Below are 19,603 nucleotides of genomic sequence, written 5' to 3'. Positions count from 1 at the left end.
CGGACCATGCGAGCGAGCTGTCTTGCCGTGGCGGTACTGTCGCTGATTGCGTCGCGGGCCGACGCAGCAATCATCGACTGGCAGGCCGAGCTCCAGCGCTGCCGCGCGTTGCGTGAAAACGTGGCGCCACTGCTGCAGGCCGGCGAAGGAATATCCGCGGTCGGCCGCTCCAATAGATCGGTCCGTCGCTGCATCTGGATCCAGCGCATGGCGGTGCGCAAGAAAATCCCCGGCGCGGAGGTTTGGTAGAGGCATCTGCAGGTGCACTACCCGCTGCTTGCGCCTCAGGATGTCGGAGCTGAAGGAGCAGTTGCTCCCCGCCAGAACGCGGTTTGCAGCGGCAACTGATGCCGGATCATGGCGACACCGTCGATGACCTTGAGGCCACGGGCCGCGCAGGCTTCCATGAATCCAGTGCGGCGGGCGGCGATGATGTCGAACACGGCGCAATCCTTCGGCAGCTTGGCCGGATCCATCGGCAACGCGTCGGTCGCGTGCAGACCGAGCGAGGTGGCATTGACGCACAGGCCTAAATCGTCGAAGCGCTCCTCGAGACTGATGTCGAGATCAGGGAATTGTCCGCGCAGCTTTGCCGCCAGCGTCTCGACCGGGCCGGGCACCTCGTTGAGGATGCGCAGGCGCCTCACACCTGCCGCCGCGAGGGCATGGCAGATCGCGCGGCCGGCGCCGCCGGCACCGATCACGACGGTGCCGCGGTCGGGATCGAAGATGCCGGCCTCGCGCGCGGCGTTCAGAAATCCGCCGCCGTCGAAGGATTCTCCGACGAGTTTTCCATCGGCTTCGATCCGGATGGTATTGACCACGCCCTCGAATGTCGCGGCAGGCCCGACCTCGTCGCAGAGCTCGAACGCGGCCGGCTTGTGCGGCATGGTCAAATTGAAGCCGGCGGTGCTCGGCGACTTTGCCAGCGCGCGGATCGTCTCGGCGAGATGCTTCGGCTCGACGTCCATCGGCATCATGTGCCAGTCGAGGCCCTGCTGCTCGAAATAGGGCGTGTAATGGCGCGGCGCGCCAACATGACCGGCGGGATGGGCGAAGATGAAGACGGTGCGCGATGCGCCGGTCGGAAGCTTCATGGCCTCATCCCTTGACCGCGCCGGCAGTGAGCCCGCTGACGAGATAGCGGCGCACGGCAAGCGAGAAGATCAGCACCGGCGCCATCACCAGCGAGCCGCCGGCGGCGATCTTGCCCCATTCCCAGCCTTCGTAGTTCATGAAGTTGACGACGGCGACGGGGGCCGTGCGCGCATTGGTCCGGGTCAGGATCAGCGCGAAGAAGAAATCGTTCCAAGCGTAGAGGAAGCACAGGATCGCGGTCGCCGCGATCCCTGGCGTCACCATCGGCAGCACGATCTTGGTGAAAACCGTCCGGGTCCGTGCGCCATCGACGAGCGCTGCTTCCTCCAGAGAGACCGGGATGGTGTCGAAGAACGGCTGCATCATCCAGATGACCAGCGGCAGGTTGAAGCTGGTATAGACCAGCACCAGGCCGGTGATAGTGTCGAGCAGGCCGATCCAGCGGTAGAACAGGAAGAACGGGATCGTGAACGCAATCGGGGGCGCCATGCGCGTGACCAGGATCGCAAAGGAGAGCGCGTGCTTGCCGCGTCCGGCCCAGCGCGACAACGCGTAGGCGGCGGGCACGCCGAGCAGCAGCGCGAGTGCGGTCGAAAACGAGGCGCTGAGCAGACTGTTGACGAAGGAAGCCGAGAACGCGCTGTGCCAGAGCGCGCTGTAGTGCTCCAGTGTCGGCGTGAAGATCAGCGGTGGCGGGAATTGCAGGATCTGGTCGTTCGATTTGAAGCTCATCTGCAACAACCAGAGGAACGGCGAGAGCAGGACGAGCAGGGTCACCATGATCGCGGCCAGCCGGCCGGGCGTCGCCTTGCGTGAGGTGGGCGCGTTCATGCCATCGCCTCCCGGCGCCGTCCCATCCAGACCAGACCAAGGCTGACGCCGGCGACCAGCAGCAGCATCACGACCGTGACCGCGCTGGAATAGCCGATCTCGTTAGTGTCGAAGGCGAGCAGATATGCATAGTAATTGGTGACTTCAGTGACTGTGCCGGGGCCGCCGCTGGTCAGCAAAAAGATGAGCGGAAACGCCTTCACGCTGTCGATCAGCCGGAACATGCCCGATATGACCAGGATCGGCATGATGAATGGCAGCGTGACGTACCAGAAGATCTGCAGCGTGCTGGCGCCGTCGACGAGGGCTGCTTCCGAATATTCATCCGGGATGGTCTGCAGCGCCGCGAGAACCATCAGGAAGGTGAAGGGCAGCCATTCCCAGGTGTCGGCGATGATGATCGCGGTCAGCGCGAAATCGACGCTCGATGTCAGTGCCGGCATGGTGAAATGCAGGGCTTGTGCCGCGTAATAGAGCGGGCTGATGTCTGGCGTGTAGATCAGCTTCCAGATCACCGCGACCACGATCGGCGGCAGCACCATCGGAATCAGGAAGAAGGTGCGGGCGAACTCGACAAGGCGCGACGGCACGTTCAGCAGCAGCGCGAGCAGCATGCCGAACAACACCTGGAACAGCACGCCCCAGCAAGACAGCTTGGCCTGCACCCACAGCGAATTGACGAAACGGGGATCGCCGGGTAGCAGGCCGTAGTTGCGGAGCGGCGCGCTGAAATCGGTGGCCGAGCCCGGCATCGTCAGCTGGAATGGCGTGAGGCTCGTCACGACGAGATAGATCGCCGGCAGCACGGCGATCGCGAACAGCACGATCAGGCTCGGCGTGAGCGCGAAGGCGATGAACCTGCGGCGCTCTCCGTCAATTCCACTCTCGCTCAAAGCTGCGTCCCGGAACGGCGCAGTGCGGCGATAGCCTGGTCCTGCGCCGCGTTCATCGCGTCCTTTGCCGGCAGCTGGCCGGTCGCGACCTGCTCGAACGCCTTGTTGAGGACGTCGCCCACGATCGGGAATTCCTTCACGGTGCGATAGGCCATGTAGTTCTCGCCCTTGGCCGGCAGCTCCAGCACTTCGAGATAGAGCGCGCCGAGGTCCTGGCCGTTCACCGTGTTGAGCTTGCGATAGGCCTCGCTGGTGATGATCGAGCGCCGGCACACCGAGGAATGACCGTGCTCCTTCACCAGCCGCATCGAGATGTCGGGCGAGAGCGCCCATTTGATGAATTCCCACGCGGCCTTCTTGTTCTTGGCGTTCTTGGGAATGCCGAGCCCCTGGCTATTCGACGCCGGATAATCATGCACGGGACCGGCGGGCGAGCGCACCACGCGCGAAGTCTCCTTCACCTTGCTCTCGTCGGAGAGCAGGATCGGCGTCACCCAGGAGCTGGAATGGATGAAGATGTTGGAACGTCCCGTGAGCAGCGACTGCCGCGCCTGGTCCTCGGTATAGGTGAGCACGCCCTTCGGCGCGTTCTTCAACAGGTTCGCGTAGAACTCGATGCCTTGAATGGTCTCCGGCGTGTTCAGCGCCGGCATGATGTCGCCCGGCGGCTTGCGGAAGATGTCGCCGCCAAAGCCCTGGATGTAGGGCGGCAGGTTCCAGTGATGAAGCTGGAAGGATGTGATGCCGCTGACGCCATCGGTGCCGTTGATCTCGGCGCAGACCTGCTGGAGCTCGGCGAACGTCTTGGGGATCTTCAGTCCCTTCTTTTCCATCAGGTCCATGCGCGACAGCCCCATCAGCATCGCGCCGCCTTCCCAGGAATAGCCATAGGTGCCGCCCCTGGCGTCGCGATAGGGCACCTGCGCGCCTTCGACGAAGTCCTTGGGATTCCACTCGGCGGGCGTCAAATTGGGATCGCCGGTGAATTCGTTGAGATCGGCGAGCAGCCCCGCAGCGACCCAGCGCGCAGCGAGGATGAAGGTGACGTTGACGAAGTCGTAGGCCGAGCCGCCCGAGGACAGTTCGAGATTGGCCTGCTGGTTGTAGACCGGGAAGGCCGAGAGCTGCAGGTCGACCTTCATGCCGGTCTGCTCCTCGAATTCGGGGATGTATTTTTGCAGCAGCGTGAAGAAGCGGTGCTGGAACGAGGCGCCGTGCAGCGTCACGCCGGCAAACGGTTTTGTCTGCGCGATCAGCGGCGCGGGGAACGCGGCTAGCGCCGCGGTCGCGGCACTGGCCTTGAGCAGTTTACGGCGGGTGAGCGAACTCGCGCGCGATGCGTTCTTCATCTTGATCTCCCTCAATATTGTATGCCGGTTTCAACGCGCCCGTCTGGTGCGGGCCTTCTCGTCCTCGGTGTCCTTTTTCTTCTGGCGCGACATGGCCGAGACGATGTTCTGTTCGGTGAGATCCATCAGCTTGTGCATGGCCTGACGCGCGCCGTCGGGATTGCGCGCCCAGATTTCCTCAAGCACCGCGCGATGATAGGGCAGGCTCTTGCGCGGCGCGCCCGGATTGGTGCTCGACAGGTTGAACGACATCCGCAGTGCGGCTGCGACCGTGGCGCCAAAGGCAATCAGAAAGTCATTGCCCGTGGCGATGAGAATGCCGCGGTGAAACTGCAAGTCGGGCTCGGCATAGGCGACGCGGTCCATTCCGGCAGCGTCCATGCCGCGATAGGCCCGCTCGATCCTGGCAAAGTCTTCGTCCGTGCCGCGCGTCGCGCAAATCGCGCAGGCCTCGGGCTCGACGATCCTGCGGATCTCCATGATCTGCTTGGCAAACTCCTGCGTCGGCAACGCCATCAAGGTCCAGTTCAGCAGTTCCGCGTCGAGCATGTTCCAGTCGAAGCGCGTGCGCACATGCGTGCCGGCCTTCTGCTTCGAGGCGATCAGCCCCTTCGCCTTCAGGAGCGAAAGCGATTCGCGCATCGATGCGCGGCTGACGCCGAAGCGTGACGCAAGCTCGATCTCGCGCGGCAGGGTCGCGCCTTCGCGCCACACGCCGGTGAGGATCAGCCGCGCCACCTCGCGGGCGACGTGACCGCTTGATTGCTGACTGTCCTTGCTGTCGGCCTTTGCCACGTTGATCCGGCTCTGCTGGGTTTAATGTCTGATATATTGCGAGTGCGAAGAAATGACCGGCATAAAACGCGGCCGTTCTGAAGGATAATCCAGCCAATGGCAGTTTGACAAGAATTATTATGTCAGACATATTTTCTCCTCTCCCAATGCCGCGTAGGACAAAACAATCGTGACAAAGCCCCACATCGTCCTGGTCATGACCGACCAGCAACGCTTCGACACGATCGCGGCGACGGGCCATCCCTACATGAAGACGCCGAATCTCGATCGTCTGGTGCGTGAAGGCATCTATTTCGATAATTGCTTCATCAATGCGCCGAGCTGCGTTCCCTCGCGCGCGGCATTGTTCTCCGGTCTCTACCCGCACGCCTCGGGCGTCCTGAAGAACGGGCAACACTGGCAGAAGACCTGGGTCAGCAATCTGGCGGAAGCCGGCTATCACTGCGTCAATGTCGGCAAGATGCACACGATCCCCTATGACGCCAAGGCCGGCTTTCACGAACGCTTCGTGGTCGAGAACAAGGATCGCTTTTTGGAGGGACGCTGGTTCGCCGACGAGCTCGACAAGGCCTTCGCCACGCACAAGCTGACAAAGCCGTCGCGCGCCGGCTATCGCAGCCTGCCGGATTATGGCGACCGGATGGGCGCGTTCACCTGGGAGATGCCGAAGTCGCTGCATCCGGACATTTTTGTCGCCGAGACCGCGATGTGGTGGCTGGAGACCCGCCCCAAGCCGGAAGCGCTGTTCATGCAGATCGGCCTGCCCGGACCGCACCCGCCCTATGACCCCCTTCCGGAATATCTGGAGCATTATCTCGCGCGCAACGACCTTCCGGTGCCGCAGCCGACCGAGGCCGAGATCGAGGGGCTTCCGGCGTATCTGAAGGAGAAGCGGCGCCATGACACCGAGGTCGACCACGACGCGGTGTCATGGAAGCTGGCGCCGACGCACGAAGAGATGCGGCGCCTGCGCGCGCATTACTATGCCAACGTCACCATGATCGACGAGCAGATCGGCCGCCTGATCGAGGTGCTGGAAAACAAGGGCTACCTTGATAATTGCGTCGTTGTCTTCATGTCGGATCACGGTGACAATCTCGGCGAACACGGTCTCAGCCAGAAATGGTCGATGTACGAGCCCGTCACCCGCGTCCCGCTGCTGTTCTGGTCACCCAGCCTTCTTTCCGACGGGCGACGGATTCAGGAAAAGTGCCAGCTGTTCGATCTGGGCCCGACCATCCTCGATCTTGCCGGCGCGCAGCATCCAAAGCCGTTCCAGGCCCGCAGCTTGCTGCCGGCGCTGAAGGGCGAGGAATGGAGTGGCCGCGAGTTCGTGTTCAGCGAGCAAGCCGGCGACGTCGCCATGACCGGCGCGCGGCTGATCACGATGGTGCGCGATGACCGCTGGAAGGTCGTGTTCATCCACGGCGCCGAGGACGGGCAGTTGTTCGATCTCGAGCGCGATCCGCTTGAACAGCGCAATCTCTGGGGTATGCCTGAGCATGCCGGAATCATCAGCCGGCTCAAGGATGCCTTTATCGACTGGCGCCAGAACAGCCTGCTGGAGACGATGGATTTGAACGCGGCGGTGCGTTGACGGCGCTCCCTCGCCCGGTCCCGGCAGGCCTAACGCATATGGCGAGGCTGCGAGAGTGCTCGGCCTTCATGGTTCGAGACGCGCCGTAAGCGGCGCTCCTCACCATGAGGGTCTACAGTCTTGCCTGAGGGTCTACGGTCTCGCCGCGCAACAGGACCTCATCCTGAGGAGCCCGCTAAAAGCGGGCGTCTCGAAGGATGGCCACAAGGAAGCCGGGTCGATCACCCCACCAAATACTTCCTCACCGCCGCCTCGTCCCACGCAATGCCGTTGCCGGGCTCCTCGCTCGGCAGCGCAAAGCCATCCTTGATCTGCAACCGCGTCGCCAGCACCGCGTCGGCCCAGTCGACATATTCCAGCCAATGCGCGGTCGGCGTCACGCAAAGCAAATGCGCGCTGACTTCCGAGAACAGATGCGTCGACATCTCGCTGCCGGCGGCATGCGCGAGCGCCGCGGCGCGCAGCCAGCCGGTGACGCCGCCGATGCGCTGCACGTCGGGCATCACGTAGTCGCAGGCTTCCGCCGACAGCGCGGACTGCATCGCGAACGCGCTGTCAAAGTTCTCGCCGATCTGGACCGGGGTGCGCAGCGCATCCGCGATACGGGCGCAGCCGGAATAGTCGTCGTGACGGATCGGCTCCTCGATCCAGGTCAGCCCCTCATCGTCGAGCATCTCGCCGCGGCGGATGGCCTCGGTGACCGTCAGCGCCTGATTGTAGTCGCACATCAGCGTCACGTCGTCGCCGACCGCCTCGCGCACCGCGCGCACCACCTTCAGGTCTTCCCGCGCATCGGGGCGGCCGACGCGGATCTTTGCGGCCTGAAAGCCCTCGGCCAGCAGCTTGTGAGCTTCCTCCACCGCGGCACCCGCCGGCATGATGCCGAGGCCCTTCGAATTGTAGGCTCTGACCGGTTTCGGCGTCCCGCCGAGCAGCCGCGCCAGCGGCAGGCCGCGTGCGCGCGCCAGCGCGTCCCATGCGGCTATGTCGATGCCGGATTGTGCCATCCGCTGCAGGCCGGCGAGCCCCAGCAGCGTGAAACGCTGGGTCAGCTTGCGCTCGAGCTCGAACGGCAGCAGCTCGTCGCCGGCGACGAGGTCCGACATTTCCGTGACCATCGCCGTCAGCGGCTTCAAGGCCGAGGGCGTGATCGAGAACAGATAGGCGTGCCCGCGCACGCCCTGGTCGGTCTCGCAGTCGATCAGCACCAGCGGCGCCTTTGCGACAGCCCCGGTCGAGGTCTTGAGCGGCAGGTTCATCGGCACGATCACGGGGCGCGCATTGAAGCGCTTGATGCGGATGGTCTCGGTCATTTGGAGGATCTCCCGGCGGAGTGAATGCAGATCTGGGTCGATTTTAAGCATTCGTCATGAAACGAAAAGGCATTTGCCGCAACCACAATAAACTGACTTTGCGCCTACCGCGCCGCACCTTCCGTGAATGCGGTTTCGATCACCTCGCCGAACGGTTGCCAGGACCGGCCGTCGAACTGGACCAGCCGCATCTGCCTGATCGGCAGATAGCTGTTCGGCGAGGTGTTCATCCTGATGTTGGGCAGCGCGACGGAAGGCTGATAACTCTTGAGCGAAGCTGCCTGACGCATGATGTTCTCGCGCGAGAAGTCGTCGCCGCATTGCTTCAGCACCTGCGTCAGTGTCTCGGCCGCGGCGTAGCCATAGAGCGCCGCGCTGTTGTTGGTGCTTTCGACGTGATGGTACTTGTCCATAAAGGCGAACCAGTCCTTCATGGCAGGATCGTCTTTCCACGCGGGATCGCTTGGATCTTTCAGAAAGGCCGCCGAGATCACGCCGGCCGAATTCTCCAGGCCCGCGGGCGCCATCGCGTTGGCGATCGAGGCGGAGGCGTCGTTGACGATGAAGACCGGGCGCCATTTCAGTGACGCCGCCAGCTTGATCACCTTGGACGCCGTCGACGGCACGCCGAGAAAGACGAAAACATCGGCGCCGGCGCGTTTGAGGATCGAGACGTGTCCGTCGAGATGCTCGTCGGCAATGTCGAAGGCGATGTCGACGAGGATGAGACGGTTCAGATCGCCAAGACCTTCCTCGATGCCCTTGAGGAGCGAACGCCCGAACTGGTCGTTCTGCCAGAGCACTACGATCTTCTTCCGCGGATAATAGGCTTGGATGTAGTTGGCATAGATGCGCCCCTCCGACCGGAACGGCGGCTGCCAGCCCATGGTCCAGGGAAACGCCTTGGCCTGGCTCAGCTCCTCGTCGCCGGATGCGACGAACAGCTGCGGGATCTTCTTCTCGTTGAGATACCAGCGCGTGGCGAGATTGCCGGGCGTGCCGAACGAGCCGAACATCAGGTGCACGTCGTCCGTCTCGACCAGATTGCGGGTCAGCTCCAGCGCGGTCGCCGGATCGGAATTGTCGTCGCGGGTGATGAAGCGGATCTTGCGGCCGTTGATGCCGCCACGCGCGTTGACCATGTCGAAATAGGCGGCTTCCGCCTGGCCGATGGCGCCGAATTCGGAGAGCGGTCCTGAATACGGCATGACGTTGCCGATGCGGATTTCGTTATCGACGGTGGATTGATCGGCGCGCTCTTGGGACATCGCCCCGAGCGATGCCAGGGCAACCATCAACACGAACAGCATCCTGCCGGAGACGCGCATGCTCGATACCTTGACGTTGGCCCTGATCGAGGTCGGCTCAATTTGCACCAGGGCCGCTTGATCTAGGTCAAGCGTTTGTCGATCGTGTGGCCTGATGGCTCCGTTCGACCGTGCGCGGCGCGCTCGGAGCCACACGGCAGCCTCGCTGACGCTGATAGCGGGGTGCCGCTACGGCAGCCCGCGCGCCTCGAGTTGATGCACCAGCAGCAGCGTCGGCTCGGCGAGGCTGTCGCCGGAGCCGTCGAGGCCGAAGGCGCTCGCGATGCCGTCACGGCTGCGCAGCAGCGTGGCGCGCGGACAATGGCCGGCGCCGCAGAGCGTCTTCTTCAGGGTCTCGCCTTGTGCCACGAGCCCGGCGGAATCGTCCGCGGCCCAGGCCAGCACGATCGGCACGTCGACGTTGAGGATGCCGGGGAAGACCGAGCGCTTGTCATACTGGCCGGCGTCGCTGCCGAGATACGCCTTCTCGCTGTCGCTCGCGTCCTTGCCCGCGCGATAGACCCCGGACACCAGCACGACCGCCGCGACATCGGCGCGGTCGGTCTGGAACTCGGGATGGGCCAGCAGGGTGGCGACATGGAAGGCGCCGGCGCCGTAGCCGACCGCGACGATTTCGCGGGCATCGCCATTGAACAGGTCGATATTGCCGTGGATCCAGGACAGCGCCGCCGCCACGTCGGTCGCCCCAGTGGGCCAGGTCGCCGAGGGCGCCAGCCGGTAGCTGACGCGCACGCCGATCATGTCGTTACGCGCGGCAAAGCACATGGCCTGGTCCTGGATCTGGCGCGACAGTTCCGGCGCGGCGTGGTCGCCGGTGAAGGTGTCGCCGGCGACGAACAACAGCACCGGCCGCGGGGTATCCGCCTTGGCCGTGCTGGTGGCGATATCGAGCACATTGGCTTCGCTCTCGCCGTAGCGCAGGCCGCGCGAGAAGGTGACCTGCTCGCACAGCCGCGCGGTGCCACCGGCGCTCGTGTCGTTGTCGGTGAGGCCCACCCGGACGAGATCGGACGGCGCGGCCGGCAGCATCGGCAACGGACCGTGCGCGGAGGCTGCCGTCACGCCCAGAATTAGAAAAAAAGCGAGATAATTCTTCATGTCGGTGTCGGCCCTGCGTGCCCGATATGGGCTCGCGCGCTTGGCCTGTCTTTTCAATTCGCCTTATTAGTTAGCTGGTCTTGAGGCGATTTGACGGCACCCCGGTTTCGTCCTCCCGGCCCGGTTCAATTCCCCGGCTGGAACGTGCAATCTGCCCCGCTGCCGTCCTTCCGCCTGATGGCATTGGGGTCGATCGTGCAGCTCAGGTTCGTCAGGCTCTCGAAATTCGATCCCGCCGCGCCGTCGGGCGGAATGCCGGCCAGTGCTTCGGTGGCGAATATCTCGTTGGCCGTGGAGCCGTTCACCGTCCTGGTCTTCTTGCCGAAGGCGACCTCGCAGTTCCGCACGGTGATGTCGACGTTGCCGGTGCGACAAACGATTCTATCGGCGGTCACCACGATCGGCTTCTTGTAGGGAATGTCGCTGTTGGCGGCGGACAGCATCGCCATTGCCTTCTTCTCGGCGCCGGACAGAACCGGTGACAGCGGCGCGATCACCCCCGCGAGCCCCAGCGCCATCGAGCCGGAGACTTTTGCGGGCGCCGCGCCGGAGGCACCGGCGACGCCGGACGCGGTTGCGACAGCGAGGGCGCAGGCGAGGATCAATCGAACGGGTTTCATCCGTGGCTCCCTGGACCCTGCAATCGCGGCTTCCCTCCTGGGCGGCGCGTGGAACCAGTTTAGCATGTAAACGCGAATTGGAAGGCAAGTTCGCCAGGCCTTGCGCCTTTGCGCGGCACGGCTGTTTTGCATCGAGGTGTCAAACGGTTACGCCGCAGAGCCGAGCCTCGCGCCGAGAAGGCCGTTCTACTGTGCATGGGGTTGTTTTCGCGGTTTTTGTTTTGGCCGACCCGTCAGGCCTGCTTCATCGTCCGGAAGGTGATGGAGTAGCGGCGCGCCTCGACCGGCGGGATGCTGTGCTCCCATTGCGACCGCGCCTCGCCGTCCATCATGTAAAGCGAGCGCGGCAGGGCTTCGAGCGTGTGGCGCTCCCATTTGTCGCCGCTACGGCGGCGGAAGCGGAATTTGCAGGACGAGCCAAGCGACAGGCCGAGGATCTCTTTGAAATGCGGCTTGTCGCGATGCCAGCCGATCCCGACGCCCGCGTCGTATTCGGTGCAGAGCACCTGCTGGACGCTGCCGCCAACGAGGCCCGCCCATCTCTCGACCTGATGCGCGAGGGGCAGCACCCAGTCCGGGATCGGCTCGGCCTCCGCCAGCCGCTGCAGGGCGTAGTCATAGCGATAGCCGAAGGACGCCACCCGGCGGTTGCCCTCGAAGGCGCCGAACTGGAAGCGCTGGAGCGGCAATGCCGCGATGCGGCCGATCAGCGCCTGCTCGGCGGCGGCCTCGATAAAATTGTCCGTGTAGCGAAGGCCGACGGGGCCTTCTTGCGGATCAGCGAACAAACCAAGCTGCGTCATTCCTCGCATTTCCGTGATGGAACCTAATGGCTGCTGATGCGACTTACATATGACGCAGGAAGTAATGTGCGAGGCTGTCATGGCACAGAAGCATGCCGCCGATCCGGCAGAGATCATGCGGGCGACCGGTCATCCTGAGCTGGAATACGCCGCCGGCTGGACCATCGCCGGTCTGGTCACCATCGGCACCATCGTCGCCGCCTGGGTGTTCGCGATCTAGGCTATTGGAAACTGCAGCTCGAAGGCCGCGCCCTCGTCGGTCGGCTTCAGCCTGATCGAGCCGCGCAGCCGCTGCGCCATCGCTTCGGGCCGCGCCCTTGATCGAGGCTTGATGGGCATAGACAATACGCAAGAAGGCGGCGGACCAATGCGCTCCGCTGCTTCGGCGGCGGAGCACATTCCGCCAAACTTCATATCGCGCTTGGGAAATGCAACCGAGCCATGACGGATCGCGCGGTCGCGCGACCTTGCGCAAACGTACGGGCAGGGGCAGTCTTCGCGGGCGGCGCACAAGAACGCCGCCAATAAGATGTGCTTACAAGATCTCGGCGAGGAAGCTCATGGCGGTGACGCGGATCGACTGCGACGTCCACCCGGCGGTTGGTGGCACGCGCACGACGCTGCTGCCCTATCTCAGCGATCACTGGAAAGAGCAGGTCGTGAGCCGCGCCATCGACGGACTCGATCTCACCTCCTATCCACCGAGCATGCCGCTGGCGGGCCGCGCCGACTGGCGTCCGGCGAACGGCGCCAAGCCTGGTTCCAATCTCGCGATGGTGCAGAAGGGCGCGTTCGAGCAGCTCGGTGCCAGCCACGCCATCCTCAACGTGCTCTATGGCGCGCAGGCCGTGTTCGACCCCTACATGGCGGCCGATTTCTGCAAGGCGATCAACGACTGGATCGCCACTGAGTGGCTGTCGCGCGATCCGCGCCTGCGGGCTTCGATCATGGTGCCGATGCAGGATCCGGATCTGGCGATCGAGGAGATCGAGCGCCGCGCCGGCGACAATCGCTTCGTCTCCATCCTGGTGCTGGCTCAGGGCGAGACGCTGCTGGGGCGGCGGCATTTTTGGCCGGTCTATCGGCTCGCGGAGAAATACAAGCTGCCGCTCGCGATCCACGCCGGCACGCAATATCGGCAGGCGCCGAGCTCGGCCGGCTGGCCGTCGCACCGCTACGAATATTACTTCGTCGAGGCGCAGGCGTGTCAGGCGCAGATATTGAGCCTGATCTATGAGGGCGTGTTCGGCAAGTTTCCGAACCTCAAGGTCGTGCTGATGGAATCCGGTGTGAGCTGGCTGCCGACCTTCATGTGGCGCGCAAACAAGACTTGGCGCGGGGTGCGCGTCGAGGTGCCCTGGGTCGAGCGCGAGCCGGCTGCGATCATCCGCGACAATTTTCGCGTCACCATGCAGCCGTTCGACGCGCCGGCCGACGCCAAAAGCGTCGAGGAGATCATCGACCAGATCGGCTCCGAAAAGATGTTCCTGTTCGCGTCCGACTATCCGCACTGGCAGTTCGACGGCGACGATCCGATCCCGCCGAACCTGCCGAAGAGCATCATCTCGAAGATGTGCGTCGACAACCCGCTGGAGACGTTTCCGCGGCTGTCGCTCGCCAACTAACTTTGGAGGTTCGCATGAGTGAAGTCATCGACCGTCCGCTGCGTGAAGACGAGAAGCCGATGGCGACCCGGCTGCGCATCGTCGATTGCGACGTGCATCCGAGCCTGCATTCGTTCGACGATCTCAACGAGTTCCTGCCCAAGCGCTGGCAGCAGCATCTGAAGGAATATGGCAGCCATCTGCGCACGCCCTATCTGTTCACCACGCCATATCCGCGCTCCTCGCCTTTGATCGCCCGGCGCGACGCCTGGCCGCCGACCGGCGGGCCACCCGGCTCTGATCTCGCCTTCATGCAGAAGCAGCATCTCGATCCGCTCGATGTCGAGTTCGGGATTTTGCAGGTGCTCGATCTCTTTATCTTCTCGCAGCAGAACCTCGAATTTGGCGCCGCGATCCAGCGTGCCATCAACGACTGGCAACTGGCGTTCTGGTCGCATCGCGACCCGCGCCTGAAGGCTTCGATTCTGGTCGGCCAGGATGGCGTCGATCTTGCGATTGCCGAAATCGAACGTTGCGCGAAAATCGGCGAATACATCCAGATCAACGTCTCGCCGCGCGCCAACGAGCCGCTGGGCCGCCGCCGCTACTGGCCGATCTACGAACGTGCCCAAGAACTGGATCTGCCGCTCGGCATCCATGTCGGCGGCTATGGCGGGCATGCGCCGACCGGCGGCGGCTGGCCGTCCTATTATGTCGAGGAGCACCAGTCCAACGCACACACCATTGCGGCGCAGCTTGCCAGTCTCGTGATCGAGGGCGTGCCGGAGCGCTTTCCAAAATTGAAGTTCGTCTTCATCGAGGGCGGCTTCGGCTGGATCCCATCTGCGGTGTGGCGGATGGACCAGCACTTTGCGCGCTTCCGCAGCGAGGTGCCGCATCTCAAGCGCAAGCCGTCGGAATATGTGCGCGAGCATTTCTGGTTCACGACGCAACCGATCGACGAGCCTGACGAAGCCCGGCATCTGCGCTCGCTGATCGAATGGGTCGGCATCGACCGTCTATTGTTCTCATCGGACTATCCGCACTGGGACTTTGACGATCCGCGCTTCGCTTTCAAGACGCCGCTGACAGAAGCCGAGCGGACAAAGATCTTCAGCACCAATGCCCGCGCGGTCTATAAATTCTGAGAGCGGTGTGAGCGAATATGGCCCGTCACATCGTTGCGTCCACCTCGGAGATCCCGCCCGGCGGCAACAAGGTCGTCGACGTCGAGGGCCGCGACATCGTCGTGTTCCACGTCAATGGCGAGTTCTTCGCGCTGCTGAACCGCTGCCCGCACGAAGGCGCGCCGCTGGAGAAAGCGGCCTGCGTGGCGCGGCTGACCTCGCCCGAGCCCGGCATCTATCAGCGCTCGCGCGTCGGCGAGATGCTGCGCTGTCCCTGGCATGGCTGGGAGTTCGACATGCGCAACGGCCAGTCGTGGTTCGACCCGAAGCGCGTCAAGATAAGGTCATATCCCGTCGCGGTTGAGCGAGGCGAGGAACTCCAGAAAGGCCCGTATGTTGCCGAGACGTTTGCGGTGCATGTCGAGGACAGCTACGTGATTGTCGAAGTCTGAGCAGCCGTTTCGGATTGTGATTTCGCCGCAGGTGGGATAAGCCTCGCCCGCATTTATGGCGGAGACGAGCTTTGTCCAAACAGTCCCTGCGTGAGGAGGCCGAGCGCCTGATCCGCGAATCGATGGAAAAGAAGACCGTCGTCGTCAAGCAGGGCGATACCCGCATCGAGGCCGTCTGCGGCAAATGCGGCGCCCCGAACCGGGTGCAGGCGCCAAAGGGCCAGTCCCGCGTCAAATTCGCCTGCAAGAATTGCGGGCATCAGCAAGAGACGCTCTAACCCTCATCATGAGGAGCCCGCTGGAAGCGGGCGTCTCGAAGGATCGAGCCCCAGCCGGGCCTGCATGGTTCGAGACGCGCGTTCCGCGCTCCTCACCATGAGGGGCTCACGGCTCATCTAATCCCCCTCGACAAATCTCTTGAACGCATCCGCATGGTCCGGATGCCAGCGTGACAGCGGCGGGCGGTTCTCCACGATGTCGCCGGCGGCCCACAGCATGCGCTTTTCGTCGAGCACGCGCGGGACGTCGTTGTCCGGGCACAGGATGTAGAAATCGCCGGCCTCCAGCCGCGCCAGCATGAAATCCACGGTCTGCTCGGCCGTCCAGGCGCCCGCCGGCTTTTCAGTGCGGCCCTTCGCGGTGAGGCCCGTAAAGACGAAGCCCGGAATCAGCAGATGCGCGGTGATGCGGCAATCCCTGGTGCTGCGCAGTTCGTGCTGGAGCGCTTCCGTAAAAGCCTTCACCCCGGCCTTGGAGACGTTATAGGCGGGATCGCCGGGCGGCGTGGTGATGCCCTGCTTCGAGCCGGTGTTGATGATGAGGCCGGCGCTGCCGCGCGCGATCATGTTGGGCGCGAAGATGCGCGAGCCGTTGATGATGCCCCACATATTGACGCTGATGATGCGCTGCCAGTTGTCGGGTTCGCCGAACAGCGTGCTGCCGGGCTGGATGCCGGCGTTGTTCATGAGAATGTCGGTGCCGCCGAAGCGCTCGTGCACGGCGCGCTCCAGTTGCGTCACGCTCTCGGCCTTGCTGACATCGACCGCGAAGGTCATCACATGTGTGGCAGAAGTGATGGATGACAGTTTTGCGGCGGCCTCCGCCAGCCGCGCCTGATCCACATCGGCGATACACACCTTCATGCCGCCGCGCGCGAACGCTGCGGCGGCGGCGAATCCGATGCCGGACGCTCCGCCGGTGATCACGGCAACATTGTCTTTGACGATGGCGGGGTGCGGCATGGATCGGTCTCCGGGGGAGGGGCTCGGTCGAGCTATAACATGGCACTCGCGCGACCCTGCACAAGTCGGCATGGGAGGTCTTCGTTCCGCACCGACTTTACGCCTATCCGGCATCGCAGTATTCTATCGACCTAACGATCCCGCCCAGATCGAACCAATCAATCATTTGACAGGGAGTTCAGCCATGGCTGTGTCGCAGGCAATTCCGATCACGCGCCATCCATTCGCCAACGGGTCCTACAAGCAGATGCTGATCGACGGGAAGTGGGTCGATGCTGCCTCCGGCAAGCGCTTCGAGACCCACAACCCCGCCACCGGCGAACTGCTCGCAACCGTCGCCGAGGGCGACAAGGAAGATATCGACCGTGCAGTTGCTGCCGCCCGCCGCGCCTTCGAAGGGGCCTGGAGCAAGGTCAAGCCGTTCGAGCGGCAGAACCTGCTCTTGAAGCTCGCCGACCTCGTCGAGAAGAATTTCGACGAATTGTCGCAGCTCGACACGCTCGATATGGGCGCCCCGCTCAGCCGTACCCGCGCCTATCGCCTGCGCGCCGTCGGCATGCTGCGCTACTATGCCGGCCAGACCACCGCGATCTACGGCGAAACCATCGAAAACTCGCTGCCCGGCGAGATATTCTCCTACACGCTGAAGGAGCCGATCGGCGTCGTCGGCGCCATCATTCCCTGGAACGGCCCGCTGACCGCAACGATCTGGAAGATCGGTCCGGCGATCGCGACCGGCTGCACCGTCGTGCTCAAGCCCGCCGAAGAAGCGCCGCTGACCTCGCTGCGCATCGCCGAGCTCGCGATGGAAGCGGGCGTGCCGCCCGGCGTCATCAACGTCGTGCCTGGCTATGGCGAGACCGCGGGTGCGGCGCTTGCCTCGCACCACGACGTCGACAAGGTCGCCTTCACCGGCTCGCATGTCACGGGCCAGTCGATCATCCGTGCCTCGGCCGGCAACCTCAAGCGTGTCTCGCTCGAACTCGGCGGCAAGTCGCCGGACATCGTGTTCGCGGATGCCGATCTCGATGCCGCCGTGCCTGGTGCGGCGATGGCGGTGTTCGCCAATTCGGGGCAGATCTGCAGCGCGGGCACGCGGCTGTTCGTCGAGCAGTCGATCTACGAGGAATTCGTCGGACGTGTCGCCGAGTTCGGCAAGAAGCTGCAAGTGGGCAACGGCCTCGATCCCAACACCCAGATCGGGCCGCTGGTCTCCGAGCAGCAGCTCGAACGTGTCACCAGCTATCTCGACATCGGCCAGAAGGAAGGCGCCAAGGCGCTCGCCGGCGGCGGCCGGGTCACCGAAGGCGCGCTGTCGAAAGGCTTCTTCGTTTCACCCACCGTGTTCGCGGGCGTCCAGGACAACATGCGGATCGCGCAGGAGGAGATCTTTGGACCGGTCATCTCCGCCATCGCGTTCAAGGACATGGACGAACTGGTCAAGCGCGCCAACACCACCACGTTCGGCCTGGGCTCGGGCCTGTGGACGCGCGACGTCAGCAAGGCACATGCGGTTGCGAAGAGGCTCCGCGCCGGCTCGGTGTGGGTGAATTGCTACCAGGCGATGGACCCGGCAGTGCCCTTCGGCGGCTACAAGATGAGCGGTTACGGCCGCGAGTCTGGCAAGCAGCATGTCGAGGAATATCTCAACGTGAAGGCCGTCTGGATCAAGACGGCGTAAGGCCTGTTCTCTCCCGCGTTCCGCGGGAGGGAATATCTGCTTTTGTAGGGGCGGCGCCTTTTCCGGTGGCCGCCCCTCGCTATATGATCCGCATCCTTTCTTAGCCATTGGGGCCCACATGAAATTCGAGGCGTTGTTCAAACCGTTGCAGGTCGGTCCGTACAAGCTCGCGCATCGCGTCGCGATGGCGCCGTTGACGCGCATGCGGGCCGAGCGCGAGAGCTTTTCGCCGCGGCCGCTCAACGCCGAATATTACGGTCAGCGCGCCACCCAAGGCGGCCTGCTCATCGCCGAGGCCTCGCCCGTGCTCTCGCATGGCCGCGGTAACCCGGCGACGCCCGGCATCTATTCGGAGACGCAGATCGCCGGCTGGCGCAAGGTGGTCGACGCCGTGCATGCTGCGGGGGGCATCATCTTTCTCCAGCTCTGGCATGTCGGCCGCGTCTCTCATTCCTCTTTCCACGGTGGTGAGCTGCCGGTCTCGGCCTCGGCGATCCCGATCAAGGCCGAAGGCGTGAATGCGATGACCGCCGACGGCAAGATCTCCGACTACGAGACGCCGCGCGCGCTGGAGACCGAAGAGGTCAAGGGCATCGTCGAGGCCTTCAGGCAGGGCGCGAAGAACGCGCTGGCCGCCGGCTTCGACGGCGTCGAGATCCACGGCGCCAACGGCTATCTGCTCGAACAGTTCTTGCAGTCGCGCAGCAACCAGCGCACCGATCAGTACGGCGGTTCGATCGAGAACCGCGCGCGGCTTCTGCTCGAAGTGACGCAGGCCGCGATCGACGTCTGGGGCGCGGGCCGCGTCGGCGTGCGGCTGTCGCCCCACGGCATCGCCAATGATTCCGGCGAGCCCGATCCGATGCCGCTCTACACGCATGTGGTGAAGGCGATCGACAAACTCGGTCTCGCCTATCTGCATTTCATCGAACCGCGCTCCAGCGGCTCGGGGCGAGCGGAAGTCAACTGGCAGAACGTGCCGTCGGCGATGCTGCTGTTCCGCCCGCTCTACCGCGGTGTGCTGATGACCGCCGGCGGCTTCACAGGCGAGACGGCGAACGCCGCGATCGCGGAGGGACATGCCGACATCATCGCCTTCGGCCGCATCTTCATCTCCAACCCCGATCTGCCGCGCCGCCTGCAGCACGATTACCCGGTCACGCCGTATAACCGTGCGACGTTCTATGGCGGCGAGGAGAAGGGGTATACGGATTATCCGGTGTATGACGAGCTGACGCCGGCGTAGACTTTTCCGTGGCCCGGATAGTGATGCTCCGACCGCCAGCATAATTTCCGTCATTGCGAGCGAAGCGAAGCGATCCAGAATCTTTTCCGCAGAGACAGTCTGGATTGCTTCGCTGCGCTCGCAATGACGGTGTAGCTGCGGGCTGCCCAAGCCCTCTCGCCGCGCGCGGCCTGCACCCGCGAGGCGTCGGGCAAAACACCCCGTCAAGCCCTCCGCGTAAAAAAATTTCACTTTTCCGAATTTCGGATTTATGGCATACGACGGTCATCCTGGCCCTGCCAAAGGGGCGTTCGCGATCGTCACGACATGCGGGCCGGGTGGCGGTGGACGCGGCAGCGACGGCGCGGGCAGCGTGATGACAGGGCGGGCAACCGTGAGTCCTCACGCGACGCGGTACGACACGGCGCTGGAGAACGGGCTGGTCGGTTGTCCGGGGTGAGCACACGCAAGCCCTTGACGATCAGGCGGGACCGTCCGCGGACGGAGAAGTCGTGTGGTCCTGACGCCCGGGGTCTGTGCGTCAAGTC

21 protein-coding genes are annotated in these 19,603 nt (G+C 63.9%); 9 read left to right on the top strand and 12 right to left on the bottom strand.

All coding sequences use genetic code 11. From position 1 onward, the window contains the following. The first annotated feature begins 6 nt into the window (after positions 1-6). Positions 7-249 (top strand): hypothetical protein, encoded by a 243-nt coding sequence (locus tag ABIB06_RS25230; RefSeq protein ID WP_247339815.1) that lies wholly within the window; start codon positions 7-9, stop codon positions 247-249. A 35-nt stretch (positions 250-284) separates the two neighbouring features. Here the strand turns inward: ABIB06_RS25230 and ABIB06_RS25225 are convergent, their stop codons facing one another. Genes ABIB06_RS25225 through ABIB06_RS25205 form a run of 5 tightly spaced genes read right to left on the bottom strand, consistent with a single transcriptional unit; the run spans position 285 to position 4,966 of the window. Continuing rightward, positions 285-1,097: a shikimate dehydrogenase family protein gene (locus ABIB06_RS25225; protein WP_247339691.1), complete on the bottom strand. Its 813-nt coding sequence runs from the start codon at positions 1,095-1,097 to the stop codon at positions 285-287. A 4-nt stretch (positions 1,098-1,101) separates the two neighbouring features. Continuing rightward, the gene (locus ABIB06_RS25220) at positions 1,102-1,929 is read right to left on the bottom strand and encodes a carbohydrate ABC transporter permease (RefSeq protein WP_354050770.1); all 828 of its coding nucleotides are present in this window, start codon (positions 1,927-1,929) and stop codon (positions 1,102-1,104) included. Next, positions 1,926-2,822 carry a carbohydrate ABC transporter permease gene (locus ABIB06_RS25215; protein ID WP_247339695.1) on the bottom strand — a complete coding sequence of 299 codons (897 nt, stop codon included), beginning with the start codon at positions 2,820-2,822 and terminating at the stop codon, positions 1,926-1,928. Before ABIB06_RS25215 ends, ABIB06_RS25220 begins: the two co-directional genes overlap by 4 nt. Further along, positions 2,819-4,171 carry an ABC transporter substrate-binding protein gene (locus ABIB06_RS25210; protein WP_247339714.1) on the bottom strand — a complete coding sequence of 451 codons (1,353 nt, stop codon included), beginning with the start codon at positions 4,169-4,171 and terminating at the stop codon, positions 2,819-2,821. Before ABIB06_RS25210 ends, ABIB06_RS25215 begins: the two co-directional genes overlap by 4 nt. Before the next feature lie 30 nt (positions 4,172-4,201). Beyond that, positions 4,202-4,966, bottom strand: coding sequence for a FadR/GntR family transcriptional regulator (locus ABIB06_RS25205; RefSeq protein ID WP_354050773.1), 765 nt, complete (start codon positions 4,964-4,966; stop codon positions 4,202-4,204). Between the two features lie 169 nt (positions 4,967-5,135). Here ABIB06_RS25205 and ABIB06_RS25200 point away from each other — a divergent pair, with 169 nt between their 5' ends. After that, positions 5,136-6,563: a sulfatase family protein gene (locus tag ABIB06_RS25200; protein ID WP_354050775.1), complete on the top strand. Its 1,428-nt coding sequence runs from the start codon at positions 5,136-5,138 to the stop codon at positions 6,561-6,563. Positions 6,564-6,784: 221 nt separating this feature from the next. Here ABIB06_RS25200 and ABIB06_RS25195 read toward each other — a convergent pair whose 3' ends face one another. The 5 genes from ABIB06_RS25195 to ABIB06_RS25175 all read right to left on the bottom strand — a co-directional run bounded on the left by ABIB06_RS25195 (position 6,785) and on the right by ABIB06_RS25175 (position 11,725). Beyond that, positions 6,785-7,876: an enolase C-terminal domain-like protein gene (locus ABIB06_RS25195; protein ID WP_354050777.1), complete on the bottom strand. Its 1,092-nt coding sequence runs from the start codon at positions 7,874-7,876 to the stop codon at positions 6,785-6,787. A 104-nt stretch (positions 7,877-7,980) separates the two neighbouring features. Next, positions 7,981-9,204, bottom strand: a complete 1,224-nt coding sequence (locus ABIB06_RS25190; protein WP_247339817.1) for an ABC transporter substrate-binding protein — start codon at positions 9,202-9,204, stop codon at positions 7,981-7,983. A gap of 168 nt (positions 9,205-9,372) precedes the next feature. Beyond that, the gene (locus ABIB06_RS25185; protein WP_354050779.1) at positions 9,373-10,302 is read right to left on the bottom strand and encodes an alpha/beta hydrolase; all 930 of its coding nucleotides are present in this window, start codon (positions 10,300-10,302) and stop codon (positions 9,373-9,375) included. A gap of 125 nt (positions 10,303-10,427) precedes the next feature. Beyond that, entirely contained in the window at positions 10,428-10,922 is a 495-nt protein-coding gene (locus ABIB06_RS25180; RefSeq protein WP_354050781.1) for a hypothetical protein, read from the bottom strand. Between the two features lie 233 nt (positions 10,923-11,155). Beyond that, complete coding sequence (locus tag ABIB06_RS25175) at positions 11,156-11,725, bottom strand: alpha-ketoglutarate-dependent dioxygenase AlkB (protein ID WP_247445069.1); 570 nt, start codon at positions 11,723-11,725, stop codon at positions 11,156-11,158. Positions 11,726-11,804: 79 nt separating this feature from the next. Between ABIB06_RS25175 and ABIB06_RS25170 the strand changes: the two genes are divergently transcribed. Continuing rightward, positions 11,805-11,945 (top strand): hypothetical protein, encoded by a 141-nt coding sequence (locus ABIB06_RS25170; protein WP_354050782.1) that lies wholly within the window; start codon positions 11,805-11,807, stop codon positions 11,943-11,945. Here ABIB06_RS25170 and ABIB06_RS25165 read toward each other — a convergent pair. Then, the gene (locus tag ABIB06_RS25165; protein ID WP_354050784.1) at positions 11,942-12,064 is read right to left on the bottom strand and encodes a hypothetical protein; all 123 of its coding nucleotides are present in this window, start codon (positions 12,062-12,064) and stop codon (positions 11,942-11,944) included. The genes ABIB06_RS25170 and ABIB06_RS25165 overlap by 4 nt on opposite strands. 221 nt (positions 12,065-12,285) lie before the next feature. Here ABIB06_RS25165 and ABIB06_RS25160 point away from each other — a divergent pair, with 221 nt between their 5' ends. The 4 genes from ABIB06_RS25160 to ABIB06_RS25145 all read left to right on the top strand — a co-directional run bounded on the left by ABIB06_RS25160 (position 12,286) and on the right by ABIB06_RS25145 (position 15,186). Continuing rightward, on the top strand, positions 12,286-13,350 hold the full coding sequence (locus tag ABIB06_RS25160) for an amidohydrolase family protein (protein ID WP_354050785.1): 1,065 nt from the start codon (positions 12,286-12,288) through the stop codon (positions 13,348-13,350). 14 nt (positions 13,351-13,364) lie between these two features. Beyond that, on the top strand, positions 13,365-14,477 hold the full coding sequence (locus ABIB06_RS25155; RefSeq protein WP_354050787.1) for an amidohydrolase family protein: 1,113 nt from the start codon (positions 13,365-13,367) through the stop codon (positions 14,475-14,477). Between the two features lie 17 nt (positions 14,478-14,494). Beyond that, positions 14,495-14,908 (top strand): Rieske (2Fe-2S) protein, encoded by a 414-nt coding sequence (locus ABIB06_RS25150; RefSeq protein WP_247339726.1) that lies wholly within the window; start codon positions 14,495-14,497, stop codon positions 14,906-14,908. 71 nt (positions 14,909-14,979) lie between these two features. Then, entirely contained in the window at positions 14,980-15,186 is a 207-nt protein-coding gene (locus tag ABIB06_RS25145; RefSeq protein WP_354050789.1) for a hypothetical protein, read from the top strand. Positions 15,187-15,303: 117 nt separating this feature from the next. On the opposite strand, the gene ABIB06_RS25140 is transcribed toward ABIB06_RS25145, so the two are convergent. Then, complete coding sequence (locus ABIB06_RS25140; RefSeq protein ID WP_354050791.1) at positions 15,304-16,149, bottom strand: SDR family NAD(P)-dependent oxidoreductase; 846 nt, start codon at positions 16,147-16,149, stop codon at positions 15,304-15,306. Positions 16,150-16,333: 184 nt separating this feature from the next. Between ABIB06_RS25140 and ABIB06_RS25135 the strand changes: the two genes are divergently transcribed. Together ABIB06_RS25135 and ABIB06_RS25130 are read left to right on the top strand one after the other, a co-directional pair. After that, on the top strand, positions 16,334-17,830 hold the full coding sequence (locus ABIB06_RS25135) for an aldehyde dehydrogenase family protein (protein WP_354050793.1): 1,497 nt from the start codon (positions 16,334-16,336) through the stop codon (positions 17,828-17,830). 118 nt (positions 17,831-17,948) lie between these two features. Further along, positions 17,949-19,076: an alkene reductase gene (locus ABIB06_RS25130; protein ID WP_354050795.1), complete on the top strand. Its 1,128-nt coding sequence runs from the start codon at positions 17,949-17,951 to the stop codon at positions 19,074-19,076. Positions 19,077-19,603: the final 527 nt, after the last annotated feature.

Origin of the sequence: Bradyrhizobium sp. LB8.2, assembly GCF_040548035.1 — a bacterium.
GTDB lineage: Bacteria > Pseudomonadota > Alphaproteobacteria > Rhizobiales > Xanthobacteraceae > Bradyrhizobium.
Note: the sequence above shows the minus strand (reverse complement) of the source record. Positions and strands in the feature narration are given on the sequence as shown.

Excerpts from the sequence above, each read along its gene's own strand:
- ABIB06_RS25150 (WP_247339726.1), top strand. The coding sequence starts at position 14,495 with ATGGCCCGTCACATCGTTGCGTCCACCTCGGAGATCCCGCCCGGCGGC.
- ABIB06_RS25155 (WP_354050787.1), top strand. The coding sequence starts at position 13,365 with ATGAGTGAAGTCATCGACCGTCCGCTGCGTGAAGACGAGAAGCCGATG.
- ABIB06_RS25220 (WP_354050770.1), bottom strand. The coding sequence starts at position 1,929 with ATGAACGCGCCCACCTCACGCAAGGCGACGCCCGGCCGGCTGGCCGCG.
- ABIB06_RS25140 (WP_354050791.1), bottom strand. The coding sequence starts at position 16,149 with ATGCCGCACCCCGCCATCGTCAAAGACAATGTTGCCGTGATCACCGGC.
- ABIB06_RS25180 (WP_354050781.1), bottom strand. The coding sequence starts at position 10,922 with ATGAAACCCGTTCGATTGATCCTCGCCTGCGCCCTCGCTGTCGCAACC.
- ABIB06_RS25165 (WP_354050784.1), bottom strand. The coding sequence starts at position 12,064 with ATGCCCATCAAGCCTCGATCAAGGGCGCGGCCCGAAGCGATGGCGCAG.
- ABIB06_RS25160 (WP_354050785.1), top strand. The coding sequence starts at position 12,286 with ATGGCGGTGACGCGGATCGACTGCGACGTCCACCCGGCGGTTGGTGGC.
- ABIB06_RS25135 (WP_354050793.1), top strand. The coding sequence starts at position 16,334 with ATGGCTGTGTCGCAGGCAATTCCGATCACGCGCCATCCATTCGCCAAC.
- ABIB06_RS25190 (WP_247339817.1), bottom strand. The coding sequence starts at position 9,204 with ATGCGCGTCTCCGGCAGGATGCTGTTCGTGTTGATGGTTGCCCTGGCA.
- ABIB06_RS25185 (WP_354050779.1), bottom strand. The coding sequence starts at position 10,302 with ATGAAGAATTATCTCGCTTTTTTTCTAATTCTGGGCGTGACGGCAGCC.
- ABIB06_RS25175 (WP_247445069.1), bottom strand. The coding sequence starts at position 11,725 with ATGACGCAGCTTGGTTTGTTCGCTGATCCGCAAGAAGGCCCCGTCGGC.
- ABIB06_RS25225 (WP_247339691.1), bottom strand. The coding sequence starts at position 1,097 with ATGAAGCTTCCGACCGGCGCATCGCGCACCGTCTTCATCTTCGCCCAT.
- ABIB06_RS25230 (WP_247339815.1), top strand. The coding sequence starts at position 7 with ATGCGAGCGAGCTGTCTTGCCGTGGCGGTACTGTCGCTGATTGCGTCG.
- ABIB06_RS25130 (WP_354050795.1), top strand. The coding sequence starts at position 17,949 with ATGAAATTCGAGGCGTTGTTCAAACCGTTGCAGGTCGGTCCGTACAAG.
- ABIB06_RS25210 (WP_247339714.1), bottom strand. The coding sequence starts at position 4,171 with ATGAAGAACGCATCGCGCGCGAGTTCGCTCACCCGCCGTAAACTGCTC.
- ABIB06_RS25170 (WP_354050782.1), top strand. The coding sequence starts at position 11,805 with ATGGCACAGAAGCATGCCGCCGATCCGGCAGAGATCATGCGGGCGACC.
- ABIB06_RS25195 (WP_354050777.1), bottom strand. The coding sequence starts at position 7,876 with ATGACCGAGACCATCCGCATCAAGCGCTTCAATGCGCGCCCCGTGATC.